This window comes from Bradyrhizobium sp. S3.12.5, assembly GCF_040548225.1.
In the GTDB taxonomy this organism is placed as follows: Bacteria; Pseudomonadota; Alphaproteobacteria; order Rhizobiales; family Xanthobacteraceae; genus Bradyrhizobium; species Bradyrhizobium cytisi.
Window position 1 is genome coordinate 44,100 of the sequence record NZ_JBEPRF010000029.1, and the last position, 21,324, is coordinate 65,423.

Sequence of the window (21,324 nt, forward strand, 5' to 3'; positions counted from 1 at the left end):
GATGCTGGCTTTCGGTCGCAACCACAATCACCGCTGTCATGCCCCGCGCAGGCGGGGCATCCAGTACTCCGCGGCGGATGTGATGAGAGCGAGCTCGCTAAGGCCGGCCTCTGGAATACTGGATCGCCCGCCTTCTTCGCGGGCGATGACTGTGGCTAGCAGCGCTCCCTACTCCTCCGGCGCGTTCTCGATCGGATCGAACCGGCTCGCGTCCAGCCCAAGCAGATTCCACGACTGCTGCATGTGCGGCGGCAGCGGCGCGGTGGCATCGATGACGCCGCCGCGCGGGTGCGGGATGACGATCCGGCGCGCAAGCAGGTGCAGCCGGTTTTGCAGGCCCCCCGGCAGCTGCCAGTTCTCGATGTTGAAATATTTGGGATCGCCGACGATGGGATGGCCGATATGCTCCATGTGGGCGCGGAGCTGGTGGGTGCGCCCCGTCACCGGCTTCAGCGACACCCAGGTCAGCTTGTTGCCGGCAGTCTCGACCACCGCGTAGTACGTCACCGCGTGGCTCGCGCCCTCGTCGCCATGCTGGGCGATGCGCATGATGGTGTCGTCCTCGCTCTCCTCCTTCGCAAGGAAAGTCGAGATGCGGCCCTGCTTCGGCTTCGGCAGGCCCGGCACCAGCGCCCAATAGGTTTTCCGTGCCGAGCGCGAGCGGAACGCGCCGGTCAGATGCGAGGCGGCAAAACGCGTCTTGGCGATCAAAAGACAGCCCGACGTTTCCCTATCGATACGGTGCACGAGCCGCGGCTTCTGGCCCTTCGAATCGCGCATCACCTCCAGCATCTGGTCGATGTGCCGCGTCATGCCCGAGCCGCCCTGCACGGCGAGGCCAGCGGGCTTGTTCAGCACGAGGACGTCGTCATCCTCGTAGATCGTCATCTCCTTCAGCGCGGCAAGGGTCTTTTGCGCAGCCTCCGACAACTCGCCCACCGCCTTCGGCGTATCGAGCTTCAGCGGCGGAATGCGGACGCTCTGTCCCTCCTCAAGCCGGTCCTTGCTGTCGACGCGCTTGCCGTCGACGCGCAGCTCGCCTTTGCGGACGACGCGCTGGATGTGGGAGAACGACAGGCCGGGAAAGCGCGCTTCGAGAAAGCGATCGACGCGCATGTTGTTCTCATCGGCCGTCACCTTGACGGTCTGAACCTTGGTCGGCAGCAGCACCTCGACCGGCTTTACCGGCGCGGCCTGCTCCAGCTCCGTTTTGGGCGGACGCCGCTCGGCGCGCTCGCCCGCAAAGCGCGGCGGCTTGGCGCCAAGCTTCCTGCCTGGACGCGGCCCAGCCTTGTTCGCGCTACGCGCCTTGAACGGACGCGATTCCTTGCGCTCGTCGCGCGAGCGGGGCTCTTGATTGGTTCTCTTGATACGGCGGCTCATGGTTGCCTGCGTACCCTAAAAGCCGGCTCCCGTCACGGCGAAATGGCCGATTCTAGCGCGAGCCACCCCGCTCCTTGCGCAGCTTGGCCCAGTAATCCAGCCGCTTGCGGATCTCCCGCTCGAAACCGCGCTCGGGCGGGTCGTAGAAGGTCTGGCGGCCCAAGGCTTCCGGGAAGTAGTCCTGGCCGGAGAAGGCGTCGGGGGCGTCGTGGTCGTATTCGTAAGCTGCGCCGTAGCCCTCCGACTTCATCAGCTTGGTCGGCGAGTTCAGGATGTGCTTGGGCGGCAGCAGCGAGCCGGCCTGTTTGGCGACCTGCATCGCCGTGCCGAAAGCGGTATAGACCGCGTTCGATTTCGGCGCGGTGGCGAGATAGATCACGGCCTGCGCGATCGCGAGCTCGCCCTCGGGATGGCCGAGGAAATCGAAGGCGTCCTTGGCGGCATTGGCGATGACGAGCGCCTGCGGATCGGCAAGGCCGATGTCCTCGACCGCCATGCGCACCACGCGACGCGCCAGGAACAGTGGATCCTCGCCGGCGTCTAACATCCGCGCGAGATAGTAGAGTGCGGCATCTGGATCGGAGCCGCGCACCGATTTATGCAGCGCCGAGATCAGATTGTAATGGCCGTCGGCCGACTTGTCGTAGATCGGCGCGCGGCGTTGCAGGATGTCCTGCAACTGCGCGGCATTGAACATCTCGTCCGCCCGCGCCGAGCGCCAGACCTCTTCGGCAAGCGTGAGCGCCGCGCGGCCGTCGCCATCGGCCATGCGCACCAGCACTGCGCGCGCCTCTTCATCGAGCGGCAGCTTGCGACCCTCGACCTCCTCGGCATGCGCGAACAGTTTTTCGATCGCGGCGGCATCGAGCGAGCGGAACACCAGCACGCGCGCGCGGGACAGAAGCGCCGCATTGAGCTCGAATGACGGGTTTTCGGTGGTAGCGCCGACCATGACGACGGTGCCGTCCTCCATCACCGGCAGAAACGAATCCTGCTGCGCGCGGTTGAAGCGATGCACCTCGTCGACGAACAAGAGCGTACCCTTGCCCATCTCGCGACGGGCACGCGCGGCGTCGAATGCTTTCTTCAAGTCCGCGACGCCGGAGAACACAGCCGAGATCTGCTCGAAATGCAGATCGGTCGCATCCGCCAACAGCCGCGCCACCGTGGTCTTGCCGGTGCCGGGCGGCCCCCAAAACACCAGCGAACCGAGCGTGCGCGTCTCGAGCATGCGCGTCAGCGCGCCGTCGGGGCCGAGGATGTGATCCTGGCCGACGACCTCCGACAGCGCACGCGGCCGCAGCCGGTCCGGCAGCGGATGCGGGGCGTCGTGATCGAGCCCCGCCGCGGCAAAGAGAGTTGGCGTCTCCTGTGGTCGCTTCGGACTCATCCGCCCAGCGTGACGTTGATCTGCTGACCGCCGCGCACCAGAGTGATGCGCCAGAGCCGCTGGCTTACGGCCGCCGCCTTCTCGATATCGCCGGTCTTGCCGATCTTCTGGTTGTTGACGGCCAGGATGATGTCGCCCTTCTGGAAGCCGACACTCGCCGCCGCGCTGTCGCCGCCGAGATCGGTGATCACGACACCTTCGGTGTCGGCGTCGAGATGCAGCTCATCGGCAAGCGCCGGCGTGATGGTCGAGACCTTGGCGCCCTGGAACGGCGAGCGCGCGGTGAGAACGAGTTCGTTGCGGCCGATATCCGGCGCAGTCTCGAGCGCGATCGCCAGCTTGAGCGGCTTGCCGCCGCGCTGCACGTCGATCTGCGCCGTGCCGCCGAGCGGACGGGTGGCAAAGCGGTAGTCAAACGCGTTGGGATCGTCCACGGCCTGGCCGTCGATGCCGGTGATGAGGTCGGAGGATTTCAACCCCGCCTTGGCTGCAGGACCGTTGGGAACGACGCTTGCGACCAGCGCGCCGGTCGGCGAGCGCAAGCCGAGGCTCTCGGCGATCTCAGGCGTCACCGCCTGCAGCTTCGCACCGAGCCATGGCCGCTTCACCGCCGTGCCGCCGCTCTTGGCGGAGGCGACGACGACGCGCACCATATTGGCGGGGATCGCAAAGCCGATGCCTTGCGAGCCGCCGGAGCGCGAGTAGATCGCGGTGTTGATGCCGGCAAGCCGGCCGTTCATGTCGACCAGCGCGCCGCCGGAATTGCCGGGATTGATCGCAGCATCGGTCTGGATGAAGAACTGGTAGTCGGTGATGCCGACCTGCGTGCGCGCGAGCGCCGAGATGATGCCGTGGGTCACGGTCTGGCCGACGCCGAAGGGGTTGCCGATCGCCATGACGACGTCGCCGACCATCAGCTCATCCGAGTTGGTGAATTCGAGCGCTGGAAACTTTTCCTTGCTATCCTTCAGACGCAGCACCGCGAGATCGCTGCGGGAGTCCTTCAGCACGATCTCCGCCTCGAACTCGCGCTTGTCCGACAGCGACACTCTCACCTGGTCGGCGCCCTCGATGACGTGGACGTTGGTGACGACGAGTCCGGAGGAATCGACGATCACGCCCGAACCCAGCGACCGCTGCACCTGCTCCTGCTGCTGGCCCGGCACGCCGAAGAAGCGGCGGAAGATCGGGTCGTCCAGCAACGGATTGCGGTTCTGCACCACCTTGGCGGCATAGACGTTGACGACCGCCGGCTGCACCCGCTGCACGATCGGCGCATAGGACAGCCGCAACTCGGCCGGCGACGACGGGACACGACGGTCCTGCGCCGCAGCCGGATAGAAGTGGGCCGAAAAGGCTATGCACAATGCCGTGACGACGGCGGTCCGGTTCGCTCGAAACATTCCTACCTCTTGGAAAAGACGCCGGAATATAGGCGCGTTCGCCCCCCAATAGAAGGGCGCCGGGCGGCAATATTCGGCCCTGTCCCGGTGTGTCCGGCCTGCAAGCCTTCGTGCAAAATCGCAAGCCGCCTGGCGCGACAGATTGGCATGACGCGCATCATCCAGCATTCTATGCCGCGGTGGATTCGGTTGCGACGAATTTGCACCAGTGGGAACCACGCAACCGGAGCGTAGCGTCGCGGGGCAGTCATCGATCGTTCTTAGGCTCTCCCGTTACGACTTGGGGAAGATCGTCAAACGATGGAGTCATGACGTGAGCAGGACAAGAATAACAGCCGCGGCGATTGGTCTCGCCGGTGCGCTGGCGGGCTCGCAGGCCCAGGCCCAATCGGCAAGCAACAGCGATCAGGAGATCGCGCTCCTGAAGCAGCAGCTGAAGATGCTGGAGCAGAAGCTCGACAAGCTCCAGAACCAGACTGCCGCGAACACGGCGGCCGCCGCGAAAGCCAGAGCGGAGGCGAAGGCTGAAGCGAAAGCCGAAGCACGCTCCGAGGCGAAGGCCGTCGTGGCCAATGCCAATGCGGCGTTTCCGGTCAAGGGCGCGCCGCCGACAGCCGGCGTGATCGTGACGATGCCGAACAACCGGCCGACCATCTGCACATCCGACGGGGCGAACTGCGTTGCCATCACCGGCCGCGTCCACTGGGATGTCGGCGGCTACGACTATCGTCCCAACACGGCGTCAACCGTCCCGCAGAAGCTCGACAGCGGCGAGAATGTCCGTCGCGCACGCATTGGCCTCGCCGGCAAATTCTTCAACGACTGGAATTTCGCGCTGGTCTACGACTTCGGCGGCTCGTCCGACGGTTTTGGCGGCGCAGCGCCCGGCTCGCTGCCGGGCGGCGGCGTCTCCGGCCTGGAGAATGCCTATCTCAGCTACACCGGCCTGAAGCCGTTCGGCGGCCGGATGGCCATCGAGGCCGGCATCATGGACCTGCCGTACACGTTGGACGAAGCCACGAGCTCCAACGACATCATGTTCATGGAGCGCGCCTCGCCCGGCGTGGTCGCGACCAACATCGCTGCAGGCGACTTCCGCTCCGCGGCGGGCGCGCGCTGGTTCAACGACCAGCTCTGGATCGGCGGCTATGTCACGGGACCGTCGACCGGCGCGATTCATTCCGCCTCGAGCGCGGCACCGGCGGGAACGAGCGAGCAATATGGCGCGGTGGCGCGTATTGCCGGCAACCCGATCAGCGGCAAGGACTACTCGGTGCATATCGGCGCCGACGCGCAATGGCTGATCCAGCCGCCGCGCAATCTCATTGCCAACACGCAGACAGTCACGCTCAGCGACCGTCCGGAATTGCGTCTCGACCCGACGACGCTGGTGTCGACCGGTGCGATTGCCAATGTCTCGGGCGCTCAGGTCTACAGCGTAGAGGCGGCCGCGACCTACGGACCGCTGATCCTCCAGGGCGAGTATTTCTGGTACAATGTCGACCGCACCGCCAATACCGGTGTGCCACTGGTCGGCGCGCCGAGCCTGAAATTCCAGGGCGGTTACGCGCAGGCCGGCTACGTGCTGACGGGCGAGACCCACACCTACAACGCTGCCAACGCCGCTTATAACGGTGTCAAGCCGGCGCATCCGTTCTCGCTCGACGGCGGCGGCTGGGGCGCGTGGGAAATCGCGGGACGCTTCTCGACGATCGACCTCAATGATCAGCTTGCGAGCGCCAACGGCGTCGCGGGTGGGCGCCAGAACGTCTACACGCTTGCGCTCAACTGGTACGTCAACGGTAACGTCCGCTTCATGCTCGATTACCTGCATGGCACCGTCTCCAAACAGACGCTGCCGCCAACTGCATTCGCGAATACGGGCTCGAACTTCGACGCCGTGGCAATGCGCACGCAGTTCGCCTTCTGACGCGATCAATTCCGGGGGCGGCGTGGCCGCTCCCGGAAGTTAAGCAGCGCGCTTCGGCTTCTTGACGACGGGCTCGACCTTAGGCGCCGGCGCGCAGGACAGCCGCTCCTGATGGCCCTCACCCCACGCTTTCAGAGTGTCGATCACTGGGCGCAAGCTTTCGCCGAGCTCAGACAGCGTGTATTCCACCCGCGGCGGCACTTCGGCATAGACCTTGCGGATGACAAGCTTGTCCTCCTCCAGCGCGCGAAGCTGTTTTGTCAGCATGCGCTGGGTGATGCCGGGCATCCTGCGACGCAGTTCGCCAAAGCGCTGGGTACCGTTCTGGAGGTGATAGAGGATCACGCCCTTCCACTTGCCGTCGATCAGATCCAGCGTCGCCTCGACCGAGCAGCCGGGACGACGGGTAAAATCTCGTCGTTTCATGCGTGCTTTCCCAATAGTATCCATACAGGGACTATATCCCCGAATTTACAGTACTTGCCAAATGGGAGCCAGGGCGACAGTTAGAGCAGCAGGCGAATACGCCATCTGATGGAGACAAGCCATGAAGGCCGTCGGCTACAAGAAATCGCTTCCGATCGAGGATCAGGACGCGCTGATCGATTTCGAGACCACCAAACCGGAACCGAAGGGGCGCGACATCCGCGTCACGGTGAAGGCGATCTCGGCTAATCCGGTCGACTACAAGGTGCGCAAACGCGCCGCCCCGCCCGAGGGCGAGACCAAGATTTTGGGCTTCGACGCGGCGGGCGTGGTCGATGCCGTCGGGCCCGACGTCACGCTGTTCAAGCCGGGCGACGAGGTGTTTTACGCGGGCTCAATCCAACGCCAGGGCACCAACTCCGAATTCCATCTGGTCGACGAGCGCATTGTCGGCAACAAGCCGAAGTCGCTCTCGTTCGCGCAGGCCGCCGCCCTTCCCCTCACCTCCATCACCGCGTGGGAATTGCTGTTCGACCGCCTCGGCGCCGTGCCCGGCAAGAGCGTCGATCCGCGCACGCTGCTGATCACCGGCGGCGCCGGCGGTGTCGGCTCGATCCTTATCCAGCTCGCGCGCCGCCTCACCGGCCTCACCGTGGTTGCGACCGCAACACGGCCGGAGTCGCAAAAATGGTGCCTCGATCTCGGCGCACATGCGGTGATCGACCACGGCAAGCCGATGAAGGAGCAGATCGAGAAGCTGAAGCTGCCGCCGGTCGCTCTAGTGGCGAGCCTCACCTTCACCGAGCAGCACTACAAATCGATCGCCGAATTCATGGCGCCGCAGGGCAAGTTTGGCCTGATCGACGATCCCGCGGAGTTCACCGTGAGCGCATTCAAAGGCAAGGCGATCTCGGTGCACTGGGAATCGATGTTCACGCGCTCCTCATTCCAGACGCCTGACATGATCGCGCAGCATCATCTGCTCAACGACGTCGCCGACCTCATCGACAAGGGCGTCTTGCGCACCACGCTCGACCAGACCTTTGGCACGATCAACGCGGCCAACCTCAAGCGCGCGCATGCGCTGCTCGAGAGCGGCAAGTCGCGCGGCAAGATCGTGCTGGAGGGGTGGTAAGCAACCACGACGTCGGTGCGTAGGGTGGGCAACAAGTCGCTTTGCCACCCTACGATTTCACGGTCAGGCCACTATCCGCGACAAGGCCGACAACAGCCGGTCGATCTGCTCATCCGTGCCGACGGTGATCCGCAAAAAATCCGAGATGCGGGGAGCTGTAAAGTGGCGAACGATCACCGCCCGCTCCCGCAGCGCTGCCGCGAGCACGGCACCCTCATGGGCGGGATGGCGCGCGAAGACGAAGTTGGCCAGGGACGGCAGCACCTCGAAGCCAGCTCGCTTCAGTCCGCGGGTCAGCCGCTCCCTGCCCTCGATCACGCGAACGCGGCCCTGCTGGAAATAGGCTTCGTCCTCCAGCGAGGCGATGGCGCCGGCCTGAGCGGGCCGGCCGAGCGGATAGGAATTGAAGCTGTCCTTCACGCGTGTCAGCCCATCGATCAGATCGGCATCGCCGATCGCATATCCCACCCGAAGCCCTGCCAGCGCGCGCGACTTGGACATGGTCTGCACGACCAGGAGATTCCGATGGGACGCAACCAGCGGAATCGCGGTCTCGGCGCCGAAATCGACATAGGCCTCGTCGACGACGACAGGCACATCCGGATGCTGCTCCAGCAGTGTCTCGATCTCGGCGCGAGACAGCGCGATCCCCGTCGGCGCGTTCGGATTTGGGACGATGATCGCGCCGGCCGGCCGACGGTAATCTGCGATGCGGATCTGCATGGCCTGGTCGAGCGGCACGGTCTCGTAGGCGATGCCGAACAGCCGGCAGTAGACCGGGTAGAAACTGTAGGTGATATCGGGAAACAGCAGCGGGGCATCATGCTTCAGCAGGGCGACGAAGGCATGGGCCAGCACCTCGTCCGAGCCGTTGCCGACGAACACCTGCTCGGGTCTCACACCATGATAGGTGGCCAGGGCGGCCCGCAGCGCGGTCGCCTGCGGGTCCGGATAAAGACGCAGGGTATCGGCTGCCGAGTCGCGGATCGCCTCCAGCGCACGCGGAGAGGGACCGAGCGGGTTTTCATTGGTGTTCAGCTTGATCAGGTCCGCGATGCGAGGCTGTTCGCCCGGCACGTAGGGCTTCAAATCATGCGTCAAGCTGCTCCAGAAACGGCTCATCTTGCTTCCCCCTCACGCGGACGCGTCGCCCGCTCGACGAAGCCTTTGGCGAGCGCGTGATAGATACCCTCCTCGCAGATCATCCGCGAGACGAAATGCGCGATCAGCGCGGCCGCCATCAACGGCACGACCATGCCGTGATTGTCCGTCATCTCGGTCACGATCACGAAGGCGGTGATCGGCGCCTGCACGACGCCGGCGAAATACGAGACCATGCCGAGCAGCATGATCGCACCGAGCGGCGCGTCGTGGAACAACGCGGCGATATTGCTGCCGATCCCGGCGCCGACGGCGAGCGACGGCGAAAAGATGCCGCCCGGTATACCGCTGATCGCGGCAAAGGTGGTGGCCAGGAGCTTGAGAACCCCGAAGTCTCGCGGCAGCGGCGTGCCGTGATCCAGCGCCTCCCTCACCTGCACATAACCCGTGCCATAGATCGTGTCGCCCGACATCAGGCCGCAAATCGCGACAGCGAGGCCGCAAGCAAATGCAAACCAGAGCGGGTGGCCCTTGATCGCGCGTCCGAGCGGGTTCTTGAAACCGCGCGCCATGGCAATGACAACGCGGCTGAACAGGCCGCCCGCGAGGCCGCCGACCACGCCGCAAAGCGGAACGGCCAGCCAGTCGGCGCCACGCGCCAGCGACATCGCGCTGCTGCCGAAATAGGCGTAATTACCTGATAGCGCGAGCGACGTCAGGCCGGCCGCGATGACGGCTGCAATGATGAGGCTGGATGTACGCGTCTCAAAAGCGCGGCTCATCTCCTCGATGCCGAAGACGATTCCCGCAAGCGGCGTGTTGAAGGCCGCGGCCACGCCGGCGGCGGCACCCGCCAGAATCAGCCCGGGCTGGCGGCGTGGCGAGACCCGGCCGAGCGCGAACATGATGGAAGCGCCGACCTGAACGGTCGGCCCTTCCCGCCCCACGGAGCCGCCGCACAGGAGCCCGAACAGGGTGAGGATCATCTTGCCGATCGCGACCCGGATCGAGACCAGGCTCTCGCGCGCCGCCTGATCGGTCAGATGCCGCGCGGCGATCGCCTGCGGAATGCCGCTGCCCTGCGCGTTCGGGAATAGACGGATGGTCAGATAGGCCGACAGCATAAAGCCGAGCGGCGTCACCGCCAGTACGGCATAGCGCGACTTGGCCAGAAGGAGCACAAAGGCGTGCTGGGCGAGATCGGCAAGCTGCGCCAGCGCCACCGCCGCAGCGCCGACGGCGATCCCGCCAAGCAGAAAGATCGCCCGCCGCTGCCATCGCGCGGATGTCAGCCTGAACAGGCGTTTGTGGCGGGTCGAGAGGGGCCAGAGCATGTAACCCCGTTTTAGCCGGTCGCGCTCCGAATTGAAGCGGCAAGTGGGCAGACCAGCTAGGCCGGGATCACGCCCTCGACGAACAACAGTCGCCGCTCCAGCGCCGTCTGCCGCAGCTTCAGCGCCGCGGCATATTCCGGCGAGGCGTACCATTCGCGCGCGCGGGCCATCGAGGGAAACTCCACGATGATGATGGTCTTGGGCGGCGGGCCGCCCTCCAGCACTTCGGCCGGACCGCCGCGGACGAGATAGCACCCGCCACATTGCGCGATGGTTTGGGCCGCGAGCGTGCGATAGGCCTCCATAGCAGCCTGATCGCGTACCTCCACCTCGGAGATCACATAGGCCGACACAGGCGGGCCTCACGCGATGGTGTTGACGATGCCGCCTTCCGCGCGCAGCGCCGCGCCATTGGTTGCGGATGCCTCCTTCGAGGCGACATAGACCACCATGTTGGCGATCTCGTCGACGCTGGCGAAGCGCTGGAGCAGCGAGCTCGGGCGATGCTGCTTGACGAAATTGGCCGCGGCTTCGTCGACCGACTGACCGTTCTGCTTGGCGAGATCCTTCACGAAGGTCGCGACGCCTTCCGACATGGTCGGACCCGGCAGCACGGAATTGACGGTGACGCCGGTGCCGCGGGTGAGCTGCGCGAGACCCCGCGCGACCGAGAGCTGCGCGGTCTTGGTCGTGCCGTAGTGGATCATCTCGACGGGAATGTTGAGCCCGGATTCCGAGGAGATGAAGACGATGCGGCCCCAGTTGCGCTTAAGCATTCCCTTCAGGTAAGCGCGCGACAGGCGAATGCCGCTCATGACGTTGACCTCGAAGAAGCGGCTCCAGTCCTCGTCCGGAATCTCGAAAAAGTCCTTTGGCTCGAAGATGCCGGCATTGTTGACGAGAATGTCGACCTCGGGCAGTGCCGCCACAAGCGCCTTGCAGCCTGATGCGGTCGAGACGTCAGCGGCGATGCCGCGCACCCTGGCACCCGTCCCTTCCAGCTTGCGCACGGCCGCATCGACCTTGTCCTGGCCGCGCCCGTTGATCACCACGCTCGCGCCCGAGCCGGCGAGGCCCTTGGCGATGGCATGGCCGATGCCGGCGGTCGAGCCGGTCACGAGGGCGGACTTTCCGGAAAGGTCGATGTTCATGCGTCGTCTCCGTTGATGTTGACGGAGATATTGGGCGTTGCCAGCGTCATGGCAATCAGCGATCACCGATGCGTGAGGCTCTGTCGCCGCAAGGACGCGCTTGTAGGGTGGGCAATGCGTAGCGTGCCCACCATGTCAGCACGGCGTGCGGATGGAATGGTGGGCACGGCGCGCGAAGAGCGCACCTTTGCCCACCCTACCGCTCACGTCATAAAAAAGCGGCGCCCGAAGGCGCCGCTGTCTCGAAACTCAGTACCGGCCGGCTTACGCCGCCTCGGCTTCCTTCGCCTGCACCGGACCGGAGTCCTGGCCCTTGGCATCGACGTCGCGGTCGACGAACTCGATCACGGCCATCGGCGCGTTGTCGCCATAGCGGAAGCCCGCCTTGATGATGCGGGTATAGCCGCCCTGGCGATCCTTGTAGCGGGGCGCCAGCACGTCGAACAGCTTCCTGACCTGGTCCTTGTCGCGCATCTCGGAGATGGCCTGGCGGCGCAGCGACAGCCCGCCCTTCTTGCCGAGTGTGACGAGCTTCTCGACGATCGGACGAAGCTCCTTGGCCTTGGGCAGCGTGGTGACGATCTGCTCGTGCTTGATCAGCGCGGCGCACATGTTCGCGAACATCGCGCGGCGATGCTCGGCGGTGCGGTTGAGCTTCCGATGAACCTTGCCGTGACGCATATGTCTATTCCTTAACGTATGAACTGCCGCGACGGTTCGTCGGACATGTTGCTCAGGTGGGCTGCCTGCGTTCGCCCGTGGTGGTGAGTAGCGAATGGCGAGTAGCGAATTGTTTCCATTCGCAATTCGCCATTCCCTATTCGCCTAGTAGTGATCCTCGAAGCGCTTGGCGAGCTCGTCGATGTTCTCCGGCGGCCAGCCCGGCACTTCCATGCCGAGGTGCAGACCCATCTGGGCCAGCACTTCCTTGATCTCGTTCAGCGACTTGCGGCCGAAATTCGGGGTACGGAGCATCTCCGCTTCCGACTTCTGCACGAGGTCGCCGATGTAGACGATGTTGTCGTTCTTCAAGCAGTTGGCCGAACGCACCGACAGCTCGAGCTCGTCCACCTTCTTGAGGAAGGCCGGGTTGAAGGCGAGGTCCGGGATGATCTCCTGGGCGACTTCCTTGCGCGGCTCCTCGAAGTTGACGAACACGTTGAGCTGATCCTGCAGGATGCGGGCGGCGTAAGCCACCGAGTCATCCGGCGTCAGCGCGCCGTTGGTCTCGATCGTCATGGTCAGCTTGTCGTAGTCGAGGATCTGGCCCTCACGGGTATTCTCGACCTTGTAGGAGACCTTGCGGACCGGCGAGTACAGGCTGTCGACCGGAATCAGGCCGATCGGAGCATCCTCGGGACGGTTGCGCTCGGCGGGCACGTAGCCCTTGCCGGTGGCAACCGTGAACTCCATGCGGATCTCGGCGCCCTCGTCGAGCGTGCAGATCTGCAAGTCGGGATTGAGCACGACGACGTCGCCGACCGTCTGGATGTCACCGGCAGTGACAGCGCCCGGGCCCTGCTTCTTCACGACCATGCGCTTGGGGCCTTCGCCCTGCATCCTGATCGCGATGTCCTTGATGTTCAGCACGATGTCGGTGACGTCCTCACGGACGCCAGCGATCGAGGAGAACTCATGCAGCACGCCGTCGATGTGCACCGACTGCACCGCCGCGCCCTGGAGCGAGGAGAGCAGGATGCGGCGCAGCGCGTTGCCGAGCGTCTGGCCGAAACCGCGCTCGAGCGGCTCGGCAACGATGGTCGCGAAACGCGAGGAATCGCTGCCGGGCTGAATCTGGAGCTTGTTCGGCCGAATCAGTTCTTGCCAATTTTTCTGGATCGTCACTGTTTCACCCATACAGGCCAGTCGATTTGAAAATTCAAATACTGGCGTTGGAGAAAGGCCGCAGATCAAACCCGCGGCTTCTTAAAAAAAGCATCGCGGGCGACGATGCGCCCGCAACTTCGTATCAGACGCGCCGACGCTTGCGCGGACGGCAGCCGTTGTGCGGGATCGTGGTCACGTCGCGGATCGAGGTGACGGTGAAGCCAGCGGCCTGCAGCGCGCGGAGCGCCGACTCACGGCCCGAACCGGGACCGGCGACTTCGACTTCCAGCGTGCGCATGCCGTGCTCCTGCGCCTTCTTCGACACGTCTTCGGCGGCAACCTGCGCGGCATACGGGGTCGACTTGCGCGAGCCCTTGAAGCCCATGGTGCCGGCGGAGGACCAGGCAATCGTGTTGCCCTGTGCGTCGGTGATGGTGATGGTCGTGTTGTTGAACGACGAGTTCACGTGCGCGACGCCGGAGGCGATGTTCTTGCGCTCACGACGACGAACGCGGGTGGCTTCCTTGCCCATAGACTACCTTTCCTGGAGATCTCAAACGCCGCCGTAATGCCAGCGGCTACACCTGTGGAGGCGAATGGTGAGTAGCGAATGGCGAATAGGGACGCTCCCTACTCGCCATTCGCCAAACCCTATTCGCCAGTTTACTTCTTCTTGCCGGCGATGGCCTTGGCCGGACCCTTGCGCGTACGCGCATTGGTGTGGGTCCGCTGACCGCGCACCGGCAGACCGCGACGATGACGCAGGCCGCGATAGCAGCCGAGGTCCATCAGACGCTTGATGTTGATGCCGACCTCACGACGCAGGTCGCCCTCGACGAGATAATCGCGGTCGATCACTTCGCGGATCTGGAGCACTTCAGCGTCGCTGAGCTGATTGACACGACGATCCGCGGGGATCTTCACCTTCTCCACGATCTCGCCAGCGATCTTCTCGCCGATGCCATGGATGTACTGAAGCGCGATCAGCACGCGCTTGTTGGTCGGAATGTTCACGCCGGCAATACGGGCCACGGCCTTCTCCTGTTGCCGATCCCTCGTCAGGAATCGGGCTTTAAGTGCTTGTGTTTCTCGGGCAGGTGTTCACAAACGCGAACACGACGCCCACCCCTGGTCTTCCTGGGGCCCGGCATCGTTTGAAACTATCCGACTTGGATGCTGGGCTTATTAAGGGATTCAGGGGGCTTTCGTCAACTGCCGCTAGCGTTTGGCTCGCTTTTTCGTGACCTTTTTTGGACTCTTCTTCGAACCTTTCTTGACGGCCTTTTTGGCGGACTTTTTGACCGTTTTCTTGGCTGTCTTCTTGGCCGCCTTCTTGGCGCCTTTCACGGCCTTTTTGGCGGATTTAGCCGATTTGGCAGCCTTTTTGCCGGTTTTTGCCGGCTTTTGGGTTGCTTTCTTGGCTACCTTGGCCTTCTTCGCCCCCGTCTTGGCGGGTGCCGCCTTGGCCGCGCTGCGCGCATAGCTCTTGCCATGGGATTTGGGTTCAACCGCGCCGAGCGCCAGGAGCTGGCGGTGGATGGCGCGGGTGACCTCGTCGATGGCCATCATGCCGTCGATGGTGGAGAGCTTCCGACGCTCGGAATAGTAGTGAATCAGCGGTTCCGTCTGGCTGCGGTAGCTCGCTAACCGCTTGGTCAGCACCTCCGGGGTGTCGTCGACCCGGACCTCCTCCCCGCGCTCCCGCATCTGGGCGACGCGGGTCTCGACGCGGCTCAGCAGCGCGCTCTCGTTGACGCGGAGCTCGATCACCGCATCAAGCTTCATGTGCTTGTGCTTGAGAAGCTCGTCCAGCGCCTCGGCCTGCGGCACGGTGCGCGGGAAACCATCGAGGATGAAACCGTGCCTCGCGTCCGGCTGATCGATGCGGTCGGAGATGATTCCAACCACGACATCGTCGGGCACGAGCCCGCCGCTGGCCATGATCTCCTTGGCCTTCAGTCCGACAGGCGTTCCGGCTGCAACGGCTGCACGCAACATCTCACCGGTCGAGAGCTGGACGATGCCATAGCGCTGCACCAGCAGTTGCGCCTGGGTCCCCTTGCCCGATCCCGGCGGTCCCAGCAGGATAATTCTCATCGGCGTACGCCCCCCCGATTGGTGAGCGATACGTCGCGCACCTGTGTTTGAAGTTTGACAACAGTGCAAACCATAATCGGCGCCGCACCGCTACCCATATCATAGGGGAGCAAATGCCCGGACGCCAAGAACGCCTTTGAAATCAGTGATTGCGCTGCAGTGAGAGCAGCTCTGCCGATGCGACCGAATGACTGGCTGATCACCTCGGCGGGCGCCGCGCGTGACTCGCGCGGCGAATCGGCAGCACAGGCGTGCTGCCTCGAGAGGACGCGGCTTAGCGGCGGCGACCCCGGAGCTTCGACTTGCGGATCAGGCCCTCATACTGATGAGCCAGCAGATAGCCCTGCACCTGCGCAACCGTGTCCATGGTGACACTGACGACGATCAGCAGCGAGGTGCCGCCGAAGTAGAACGGCACCGAGGCGTAGGAGATCAGGATTTCCGGGATCAAGCAGACGATCGCCAGATAGATCGCGCCGAGCACCGTGACGCGCGACAGCACATAGTCGATATATTCCGCGGTGCGCTCGCCCGGACGGATGCCCGGGATGAAGCCGCCGTGCTTCTTCAGATTGTCCGCGGTCTCGGTCGGGTTGAACACGATAGCGGTGTAGAAGAAGGCGAAGAACACGATCAGCGCGAGATAGAGAATCAGGAACAGCGGACGGCCGTGGCCGAGCTGGGTCGTGATCCACTGGAACCATTCCGGCCCGCTGCCCGCGTTGAAGTTCGCAACCGTGGTCGGCAGCAACAGCAGCGAGGACGCGAAGATCGGCGGGATCACGCCGGAGGTGTTGAGCTTGAGCGGCAGATGCGAGGACTGCCCCTCGAACATCTTGTTGCCGACCTGGCGCTTCGGATACTGGATCAGAAGCCGGCGCTGGGCGCGCTCCATGAACACGATGAAGGCGATCACGGCGACCGCCATCACGATCACGACCAGGATCAGGCCGGTCGACATCGCGCCCTGACGGCCGAGCTCGAGCATGTTGGCGAGCGCCGAGGGCAGTTCGGCGACGATGCCGGCGAGGATGATCAGCGAAATGCCGTTACCGATGCCGCGCGAGGTGATCTGCTCCCCCAGCCACATCAGGAACATGGTGCCACCGGTCAGCGTGATCGCGGTGGACAGACGGAAGAACATGCCGGGATCGCTGACGACATTGCCGGCACCCTCGAGGCCGACCGCAATGCCATAGGACTGGAACGCGGCCAGGATCACGGTCAGATAGCGGGTGTACTGGTTCAGCAGTTTGCGGCCGGACTCACCTTCCTTCTTCAGCGCCTCGAGCTGCGGCGAGACGGTGGTCAGAAGCTGGATGATGATCGAGGCCGAGATGTACGGCATGATGTTCAGCGCGAAGATCGCCATGCGGTGGATGCCACCGCCGGCGAACATGTTGAACATGCCGAGGATGCCGCCGGCCTGCGACTTGAACACCTGCTCCCAGATGTTGGGATCGATGCCCGGCAGCGGGATGTAGGTCCCGAGCCGATAAACGAGCAGCGCACCCAGGGTGAACCAGATGCGCTTCTTCAGCTCGTCGGCCTTGGCAAACGCGCCGAAATTGAGGTTGGCTGCCAGTTGTTCCGCTGCTGAGGCCATATTGGACTTTCTCCCGCCGCCTTTTGCGCCGTCATACCCGCGGCCGGGCTATTTTAGCGGACGCCGGACATTATCTGGGGCTTCGGCTTCGATAAGTCCATCGTTCCGCATGCGCAAAGGCCCGCGAGGCGCGGGCCAATGACGCAGTTGTTACGCCGCCTCGCCCTCTTCCTTGGCAGGGGCCAGGATCTTCACCGAACCGCCGGCCTTCTCGACCGCTTCGATCGCGGTCTTCGAGGCGCCATGCACTTCGATGTTCAGCTTGGCCTTGAGCTCGCCGCGGCCGAGCAGCCGCAGGCCGCCCTTGGCGCGGCGCAGCACGCCAGCCTTCACCAGGGCCTCGACGTTCACGACGCTACCGGTGTCGAGCTTCTTGGCATCGACCGCATCCTGGAGCCGGTCGAGATTGATCTCGGCGTACTCGACGCGGAAGATGTTGTTGAAGCCGCGCTTGGGCAGACGGCGATGCATCGGCATCTGGCCGCCTTCGAAACCTTTGATGCGCACGCCCGAACGCGCGGTCTGGCCTTTGCCGCCGCGGCCGGACTGCTTGCCCTTGCCCGAACCGATGCCACGGCCGACGCGCATACGCTTCTTGCGCGAGCCGGCATTGTCGGCGATATCGCTGAGCTTCATCGCCCTGCTCCTTGTGTTTTGCGCATGATCTGGCCCGAAAACCGGTATCCACTTTTCGGGATCATGCGCGCAATTTTACTTCTCGTCGACGATGCGAACGAGATGGTGAACCTTTTCGATCATGCCGCGGATCGCCGGGGTATCCGGCAGTTCGCTGGTGCGGCCGATCTTGTTGAGCTTAAGCCCGATCAGCGTCGAACGCTGCGAGTGATGGCGGCGGATCGCGCTGCCGGTCTGCTCAACTTTGATCGTCTTTGCGGCCTTGGCCATCGTGGTCTACTCCGAAAAGCGTTCGTTAGTCCGCAGCCGCCTCGGCATCGCCGCCGACGCGACGACCCTGGAGGGTGGACACCTTGATGTTGCGGCGCGCCGCGACCGAACGCGGGCTGTCCTGGTGCTTCAGCGCATCGAAGGTCGCGCGAACCATGTTGTACGGGTTCGACGATCCGATCGACTTCGCCACCACGTCCTGGACGCCGAGCGTCTCGAACACGGCACGCATCGGACCGCCGGCGATGATGCCGGTACCGGCCGGAGCAGCACGCAGATAGACACGGCCCGCGCCATGACGGCCGGCGATGTCGTGATGCAGCGTACGGCCCTCGCGCAGCGACACGCGGGTCAGGTTGCGCTTGGCGGATTCCGTTGCCTTGCGGATCGCCTCAGGCACTTCGCGCGCCTTGCCGTGACCGAAGCCGGCACGGCCCTTCTGGTCGCCGATCACGACCAGCGCGGCGAAACCGAAGCGCTTGCCGCCCTTGACGACCTTGGCCACGCGGTTGATGTGGACGAGCTTGTCGACGAACTCGCTGTCGCGCTCCTCGCGCTGCTGACGGTCACGTCCGCCGCGTTGATCGCGTCCACCACGTTGTTCGCGTTCTGCCATTTTTCCAATCCTTCAGAAGCTTACGCCTCAATCCTCAAATTCTGTTAGAAGCTCAGCCCACTCTCACGCGCAGCGTCGGCCAATGCCTTGACGCGCCCGTGGTAGAGATAGCTGCCGCGATCGAACACGACTTCCTTGACGCCCTTCTCGGCGGCGCGCTCGGCCAGCAACTTGCCGACCGCCTTCGCCGCATCGATGTCGGCGCCGGTCTTGCCGCCGTCGCGCATCGACTTCTCGAGCGACGAGGCAGAGGCCAGCGTCTCGCCCTTCAGGTCGTCGATGACCTGGGCATAGATGTGCTTGGACGAGCGGAACACCGACAGACGCGGGCGGCCAGCACCGGAGCGGCGCAGCTTCAGCCGCACACTCCGCTTGCGCCGGGCATTTGTAACCTTGGCTTTGGACATGACCGGCTCCGTTACTTCTTCTTGCCTTCCTTGCGGAAGATGAATTCGCCAACATACTTCACGCCCTTGCCCTTGTAGGGCTCCGGCGGACGATAAGAGCGGATCTCGGCGGCGACCTGGCCGACGCGCTGGATGTCGCTGCCCGTCACCGTGATCTCGGTCGGCTTCGGCACGGTGATCGTGATCCCTTCAGGGATCGCATAGACCACGTCGTGGCTGTAACCGAGCGCGAGCTGCAGGTTCTTGCCCTGCATCGCGGCGCGATAACCGACGCCGGTGATTTCGAGCTTCTTCTCGAAGCCCTTGGTGACGCCTTCGACCAGATTCGCGACCTGGGCGCGAGCGGTGCCATACAAGGCGCGCGCGCGATTGGTCTCGACCCGCGGGTTCACCTTGATCTGGCCGCTCTCGAGCTTCACCTCGACGTCGTCATGGACGACGAACTGAAGCTGGCCCTTCGGCCCCTTCATCTTGACGGTCTGCCCGTCCACGGTCGCGGTCACACCGGACGGCACCGCAACAGGCCTTTTGCCAACACGTGACATGGATCAAAAATCCTTCTCAGAACACCGTGAAGAGGACTTCACCGCCCACGTTCGCTTCACGCGCACTGTGGTCGGCCATGATCCCCTTCGGCGTCGACAACACCGAAATACCGAGTCCGTTATTGACCCGCGGCAGGTTCTTCACCGAGGCGTAAACACGACGCCCGGGCTTGGAGACACGTTCGATCTCGCGGATGACGGGCTCGCCGTCGAAATACTTCAGCTCGATCTCGATCTCGCTGCGGCCCGAGGAGTGCTCGAGCGTGGCGTAACCGCGGATGTAGCCCTCGCTCTTGAGCACTTCGAGGACGTTCTCGCGCATCTTCGAGCCGGGCGTGGAGACCTTGCTCTTGGCACGCATCTGCGCGTTGCGGATGCGGGTGATCAGATCGCTGATTGGATCGTGCGTAGACATCTAAACGACCCTCCTTACCAGCTCGACTTCACGAGGCCCGGGACCATGCCCTTGGAGCCAAGGTCGCGCAGCGCGATACGGGACAGCTTGTTCTTGCGGTAGTTCGAGCGCGGGCGGCCCGACAGCTCGCAACGCAGACGGATGCGGGTGGCCGACGAATTGCGCGGCATTTCAGCAAGCTTCAGGGTCGCGGCGAACCGCTCTTCCATCGGCAGCGTCTTGTCGGCGATGATCGCCTTCAACCGCTCGCGCTTCGGGGCGGCGTTCTTCACCATCCGCTTGCGCCGGTTGTTCTTCTCGACTGAACTCTTCTTTGCCATGCTTGGCTCCTGGGTATCCGCGTTTGAGAGGCTTTAGGTCAGCGTCTCACTGCCGGAACGGGAAATTGAAAGCGGTCAACAAGGCCCTCGCCTCTTCGTCGGTCTTGGCCGTGGTGCAGACGGTGATGTCCATACCGCGGGCTTCCGAGACCTTGTCGAAGTCGATCTCGGGGAAAATGATGTGCTCCTTGATGCCGAGCGAGTAGTTGCCGCGACCGTCAAAGCTCTTCGGGTTCAGGCCGCGGAAGTCGCGGACGCGCGGCAGCGCGACCGTCACCAGGCGATCGATGAACTCGTACATGCGAGCCTTGCGCAGCGTGACCTTGCAGCCGATCGGCTGGTTCTCACGCAGCTTGAAGGTCGCGATCGCGATACGCGAGTAGGTCACGATCGCCTTCTGGCCGGCGATCTGGGTCAGCTCGGCAGCGGCGGTCTCGGCCTTCTTGCGGTCGTTGACGGAATCGCCAACCCCCATGTTCAGCACGATCTTGTCCAGACGCGGAACCTGCATCACGTTCTCATAACCGAACTTCTCGGTCATCTCCGTGCGGATCTTCGCATCGTATTCCGCGCGCAGGCGCGGCGTGTAAGCGGCCTCAGCCATCGATCTCAGCTCCCGAGCGCTTGGCGATGCGGACTTTCTTGCCGTCCGCCAGAATCTTGAATCCGACGCGGGTCGGCTTTCCATCCTTGCCGACATACGCGATGTTGGACAGTTGGACCGGCGCCTCTTTCGAGATGATGCCGCCCTCCTGGGCCTGCGTCTGCTTCTGGTGACGCTTGACCATGTTGATGCCGCGCACCAGCGCGGTACCGGCGTCGGGACGCACCTCGAACACTTCGCCGGTGCGACCCTTGTCGCGGCCGGTCAGCATGACGACCTTGTCGCCCTTGCGGATCTTCGCAGCCATCACAGCACCTCCGGCGCGAGCGAGATGATCTTCATGTGGTTCTTGCCACGCAGCTCGCGCGGCACGGGCCCGAAGATGCGGGTGCCGATCGGCTCGGACTGGTTGTTGATCAGGACGGCGGCGTTGCGGTCGAAGCGGATGACCGAACCGTCGGCGCGGCGGATGTCCTTGCGGACACGCACCACGACGGCCTTCATCACGTCGCCCTTCTTCACCTTGCCACGCGGAATCGCTTCCTTGATCGAGACGACAATGATGTCGCCGATCGTGGCGTAGCGGCGCTTCGAGCCCCCGAGCACCTTGATACACATGACACGGCGTGCGCCAGAATTATCGGCCACGTCGAGGTTGGTCTGCATCTGAATCATTGATGCACCTCGTCCTCTTCTCTTTGCGCCAGCCTAGCCGGCGCTCAACATTT

26 protein-coding genes are annotated in these 21,324 nt (G+C 64.0%); 2 read left to right on the plus strand and 24 right to left on the minus strand.

The window, feature by feature from the left end; all coding sequences use genetic code 11:
* Window positions 1-168 precede the first annotated feature (168 nt).
* From ABIC09_RS32270 to ABIC09_RS32280, 3 genes are read right to left on the minus strand one after another with little or no spacing between them, the layout of a single operon-like run.
* Window positions 169-1,383, minus strand: coding sequence for an RluA family pseudouridine synthase (locus ABIC09_RS32270; protein ID WP_354083743.1), 1,215 nt, complete (start codon window positions 1,381-1,383; stop codon window positions 169-171).
* A gap of 52 nt (window positions 1,384-1,435) precedes the next feature.
* Window positions 1,436-2,773, minus strand: a complete 1,338-nt coding sequence (locus tag ABIC09_RS32275) for a replication-associated recombination protein A (protein WP_354111811.1) — start codon at window positions 2,771-2,773, stop codon at window positions 1,436-1,438.
* Entirely contained in the window at window positions 2,770-4,176 is a 1,407-nt protein-coding gene (locus ABIC09_RS32280; protein WP_187434739.1) for a DegQ family serine endoprotease, read from the minus strand. The genes ABIC09_RS32275 and ABIC09_RS32280 overlap by 4 nt, the downstream gene beginning before the upstream one ends.
* 313 nt (window positions 4,177-4,489) lie before the next feature.
* On the opposite strand from ABIC09_RS32280, the gene ABIC09_RS32285 reads away from it, so the two are divergent.
* Window positions 4,490-6,106, plus strand: a complete 1,617-nt coding sequence (locus ABIC09_RS32285) for an OprO/OprP family phosphate-selective porin (RefSeq protein WP_354111812.1) — start codon at window positions 4,490-4,492, stop codon at window positions 6,104-6,106.
* A gap of 39 nt (window positions 6,107-6,145) precedes the next feature.
* Here ABIC09_RS32285 and ABIC09_RS32290 read toward each other — a convergent pair whose 3' ends face one another.
* Window positions 6,146-6,532, minus strand: a complete 387-nt coding sequence (locus tag ABIC09_RS32290) for a winged helix-turn-helix transcriptional regulator (protein ID WP_354111813.1) — start codon at window positions 6,530-6,532, stop codon at window positions 6,146-6,148.
* A gap of 121 nt (window positions 6,533-6,653) precedes the next feature.
* Here ABIC09_RS32290 and ABIC09_RS32295 point away from each other — a divergent pair, with 121 nt between their 5' ends.
* Window positions 6,654-7,667 carry a zinc-binding alcohol dehydrogenase family protein gene (locus ABIC09_RS32295; RefSeq protein WP_354111814.1) on the plus strand — a complete coding sequence of 338 codons (1,014 nt, stop codon included), beginning with the start codon at window positions 6,654-6,656 and terminating at the stop codon, window positions 7,665-7,667.
* 63 nt (window positions 7,668-7,730) lie between these two features.
* Here ABIC09_RS32295 and hisC read toward each other — a convergent pair whose 3' ends face one another.
* The 20 genes from hisC to rplN form a co-directional block, all read right to left on the minus strand.
* On the minus strand, window positions 7,731-8,789 hold the full coding sequence (hisC, locus tag ABIC09_RS32300; protein ID WP_354111815.1) for a histidinol-phosphate transaminase: 1,059 nt from the start codon (window positions 8,787-8,789) through the stop codon (window positions 7,731-7,733).
* Complete coding sequence (locus ABIC09_RS32305) at window positions 8,786-10,102, minus strand: chloride channel protein (protein WP_354036642.1); 1,317 nt, start codon at window positions 10,100-10,102, stop codon at window positions 8,786-8,788. The genes hisC and ABIC09_RS32305 overlap by 4 nt, the downstream gene beginning before the upstream one ends.
* A 56-nt stretch (window positions 10,103-10,158) precedes the next feature.
* Window positions 10,159-10,455, minus strand: a complete 297-nt coding sequence (locus ABIC09_RS32310; protein ID WP_354111816.1) for a DUF1330 domain-containing protein — start codon at window positions 10,453-10,455, stop codon at window positions 10,159-10,161.
* 9 nt (window positions 10,456-10,464) lie between these two features.
* Window positions 10,465-11,253, minus strand: a complete 789-nt coding sequence (locus tag ABIC09_RS32315) for an SDR family NAD(P)-dependent oxidoreductase (protein ID WP_354111817.1) — start codon at window positions 11,251-11,253, stop codon at window positions 10,465-10,467.
* A 264-nt stretch (window positions 11,254-11,517) separates the two neighbouring features.
* Window positions 11,518-11,934: a 50S ribosomal protein L17 gene (gene rplQ / locus ABIC09_RS32320; RefSeq protein WP_148750348.1), complete on the minus strand. Its 417-nt coding sequence runs from the start codon at window positions 11,932-11,934 to the stop codon at window positions 11,518-11,520.
* A 144-nt stretch (window positions 11,935-12,078) separates the two neighbouring features.
* Window positions 12,079-13,110, minus strand: coding sequence for a DNA-directed RNA polymerase subunit alpha (locus ABIC09_RS32325; RefSeq protein ID WP_148750347.1), 1,032 nt, complete (start codon window positions 13,108-13,110; stop codon window positions 12,079-12,081).
* A 112-nt stretch (window positions 13,111-13,222) separates the two neighbouring features.
* Window positions 13,223-13,612, minus strand: coding sequence for a 30S ribosomal protein S11 (rpsK, locus tag ABIC09_RS32330; RefSeq protein ID WP_007603045.1), 390 nt, complete (start codon window positions 13,610-13,612; stop codon window positions 13,223-13,225).
* 131 nt (window positions 13,613-13,743) lie between these two features.
* Window positions 13,744-14,112 carry a 30S ribosomal protein S13 gene (rpsM, locus tag ABIC09_RS32335; protein WP_148750346.1) on the minus strand — a complete coding sequence of 123 codons (369 nt, stop codon included), beginning with the start codon at window positions 14,110-14,112 and terminating at the stop codon, window positions 13,744-13,746.
* Window positions 14,113-14,298: 186 nt separating this feature from the next.
* Window positions 14,299-15,177, minus strand: coding sequence for an adenylate kinase (locus tag ABIC09_RS32340; RefSeq protein WP_354111818.1), 879 nt, complete (start codon window positions 15,175-15,177; stop codon window positions 14,299-14,301).
* A 274-nt stretch (window positions 15,178-15,451) separates the two neighbouring features.
* Window positions 15,452-16,783, minus strand: a complete 1,332-nt coding sequence (gene secY / locus ABIC09_RS32345; protein ID WP_148750343.1) for a preprotein translocase subunit SecY — start codon at window positions 16,781-16,783, stop codon at window positions 15,452-15,454.
* A 150-nt stretch (window positions 16,784-16,933) separates the two neighbouring features.
* Window positions 16,934-17,419, minus strand: coding sequence for a 50S ribosomal protein L15 (rplO, locus tag ABIC09_RS32350; RefSeq protein WP_354036648.1), 486 nt, complete (start codon window positions 17,417-17,419; stop codon window positions 16,934-16,936).
* Between the two features lie 75 nt (window positions 17,420-17,494).
* On the minus strand, window positions 17,495-17,689 hold the full coding sequence (gene rpmD / locus ABIC09_RS32355) for a 50S ribosomal protein L30 (RefSeq protein WP_148750341.1): 195 nt from the start codon (window positions 17,687-17,689) through the stop codon (window positions 17,495-17,497).
* 25 nt (window positions 17,690-17,714) lie between these two features.
* Complete coding sequence (gene rpsE, locus ABIC09_RS32360) at window positions 17,715-18,305, minus strand: 30S ribosomal protein S5 (protein WP_148750340.1); 591 nt, start codon at window positions 18,303-18,305, stop codon at window positions 17,715-17,717.
* Between the two features lie 44 nt (window positions 18,306-18,349).
* Window positions 18,350-18,712 carry a 50S ribosomal protein L18 gene (gene rplR / locus ABIC09_RS32365; protein WP_027535305.1) on the minus strand — a complete coding sequence of 121 codons (363 nt, stop codon included), beginning with the start codon at window positions 18,710-18,712 and terminating at the stop codon, window positions 18,350-18,352.
* Window positions 18,713-18,723: 11 nt separating this feature from the next.
* Entirely contained in the window at window positions 18,724-19,257 is a 534-nt protein-coding gene (gene rplF, locus ABIC09_RS32370; protein ID WP_148750339.1) for a 50S ribosomal protein L6, read from the minus strand.
* 16 nt (window positions 19,258-19,273) lie between these two features.
* Window positions 19,274-19,672 carry a 30S ribosomal protein S8 gene (gene rpsH / locus ABIC09_RS32375; protein ID WP_027535303.1) on the minus strand — a complete coding sequence of 133 codons (399 nt, stop codon included), beginning with the start codon at window positions 19,670-19,672 and terminating at the stop codon, window positions 19,274-19,276.
* Window positions 19,673-19,686: 14 nt separating this feature from the next.
* Entirely contained in the window at window positions 19,687-19,992 is a 306-nt protein-coding gene (gene rpsN / locus ABIC09_RS32380; protein ID WP_057745473.1) for a 30S ribosomal protein S14, read from the minus strand.
* Window positions 19,993-20,038: 46 nt separating this feature from the next.
* Window positions 20,039-20,596 (minus strand): 50S ribosomal protein L5, encoded by a 558-nt coding sequence (rplE, locus tag ABIC09_RS32385; RefSeq protein ID WP_148750338.1) that lies wholly within the window; start codon window positions 20,594-20,596, stop codon window positions 20,039-20,041.
* The gene (gene rplX, locus ABIC09_RS32390; RefSeq protein WP_027535300.1) at window positions 20,589-20,903 is read right to left on the minus strand and encodes a 50S ribosomal protein L24; all 315 of its coding nucleotides are present in this window, start codon (window positions 20,901-20,903) and stop codon (window positions 20,589-20,591) included. Before rplX ends, rplE begins: the two co-directional genes overlap by 8 nt.
* Window positions 20,903-21,271, minus strand: a complete 369-nt coding sequence (rplN, locus tag ABIC09_RS32395; protein WP_027535299.1) for a 50S ribosomal protein L14 — start codon at window positions 21,269-21,271, stop codon at window positions 20,903-20,905. The genes rplX and rplN overlap by 1 nt, the downstream gene beginning before the upstream one ends.
* Window positions 21,272-21,324 lie beyond the last annotated feature (53 nt).

What these genes read in the sequence shown, in the direction of transcription:
- ABIC09_RS32305 (WP_354036642.1), bottom strand. Translation starts at nt 10,102, where the DNA reads ATGCTCTGGCCCCTCTCGACCCGCCACAAACGCCTGTTCAGGCTGACA.
- rplQ (WP_148750348.1), bottom strand. Translation starts at nt 11,934, where the DNA reads ATGCGTCACGGCAAGGTTCATCGGAAGCTCAACCGCACCGCCGAGCAT.
- rpsN (WP_057745473.1), bottom strand. Translation starts at nt 19,992, where the DNA reads ATGGCAAAGAAGAGTTCAGTCGAGAAGAACAACCGGCGCAAGCGGATG.
- ABIC09_RS32295 (WP_354111814.1), top strand. Translation starts at nt 6,654, where the DNA reads ATGAAGGCCGTCGGCTACAAGAAATCGCTTCCGATCGAGGATCAGGAC.
- rplX (WP_027535300.1), bottom strand. Translation starts at nt 20,903, where the DNA reads ATGGCTGCGAAGATCCGCAAGGGCGACAAGGTCGTCATGCTGACCGGC.
- ABIC09_RS32340 (WP_354111818.1), bottom strand. Translation starts at nt 15,177, where the DNA reads ATGAGAATTATCCTGCTGGGACCGCCGGGATCGGGCAAGGGGACCCAG.
- ABIC09_RS32270 (WP_354083743.1), bottom strand. Translation starts at nt 1,383, where the DNA reads ATGAGCCGCCGTATCAAGAGAACCAATCAAGAGCCCCGCTCGCGCGAC.
- rplO (WP_354036648.1), bottom strand. Translation starts at nt 17,419, where the DNA reads ATGAAGCTCAGCGATATCGCCGACAATGCCGGCTCGCGCAAGAAGCGT.
- rplE (WP_148750338.1), bottom strand. Translation starts at nt 20,596, where the DNA reads ATGGCTGAGGCCGCTTACACGCCGCGCCTGCGCGCGGAATACGATGCG.
- hisC (WP_354111815.1), bottom strand. Translation starts at nt 8,789, where the DNA reads ATGAGCCGTTTCTGGAGCAGCTTGACGCATGATTTGAAGCCCTACGTG.
- ABIC09_RS32325 (WP_148750347.1), bottom strand. Translation starts at nt 13,110, where the DNA reads ATGGGTGAAACAGTGACGATCCAGAAAAATTGGCAAGAACTGATTCGG.
- secY (WP_148750343.1), bottom strand. Translation starts at nt 16,783, where the DNA reads ATGGCCTCAGCAGCGGAACAACTGGCAGCCAACCTCAATTTCGGCGCG.
- rplN (WP_027535299.1), bottom strand. Translation starts at nt 21,271, where the DNA reads ATGATTCAGATGCAGACCAACCTCGACGTGGCCGATAATTCTGGCGCA.
- rpsH (WP_027535303.1), bottom strand. Translation starts at nt 19,672, where the DNA reads ATGTCTACGCACGATCCAATCAGCGATCTGATCACCCGCATCCGCAAC.
- rpsK (WP_007603045.1), bottom strand. Translation starts at nt 13,612, where the DNA reads ATGGGCAAGGAAGCCACCCGCGTTCGTCGTCGTGAGCGCAAGAACATC.
- ABIC09_RS32315 (WP_354111817.1), bottom strand. Translation starts at nt 11,253, where the DNA reads ATGAACATCGACCTTTCCGGAAAGTCCGCCCTCGTGACCGGCTCGACC.
- ABIC09_RS32280 (WP_187434739.1), bottom strand. Translation starts at nt 4,176, where the DNA reads ATGTTTCGAGCGAACCGGACCGCCGTCGTCACGGCATTGTGCATAGCC.
- rplR (WP_027535305.1), bottom strand. Translation starts at nt 18,712, where the DNA reads ATGTCCAAAGCCAAGGTTACAAATGCCCGGCGCAAGCGGAGTGTGCGG.
- ABIC09_RS32275 (WP_354111811.1), bottom strand. Translation starts at nt 2,773, where the DNA reads ATGAGTCCGAAGCGACCACAGGAGACGCCAACTCTCTTTGCCGCGGCG.
- rpmD (WP_148750341.1), bottom strand. Translation starts at nt 17,689, where the DNA reads ATGGCCAAGGCCGCAAAGACGATCAAAGTTGAGCAGACCGGCAGCGCG.
- rplF (WP_148750339.1), bottom strand. Translation starts at nt 19,257, where the DNA reads ATGTCACGTGTTGGCAAAAGGCCTGTTGCGGTGCCGTCCGGTGTGACC.
- rpsE (WP_148750340.1), bottom strand. Translation starts at nt 18,305, where the DNA reads ATGGCAGAACGCGAACAACGTGGTGGACGCGATCAACGCGGCGGACGT.
- ABIC09_RS32290 (WP_354111813.1), bottom strand. Translation starts at nt 6,532, where the DNA reads ATGAAACGACGAGATTTTACCCGTCGTCCCGGCTGCTCGGTCGAGGCG.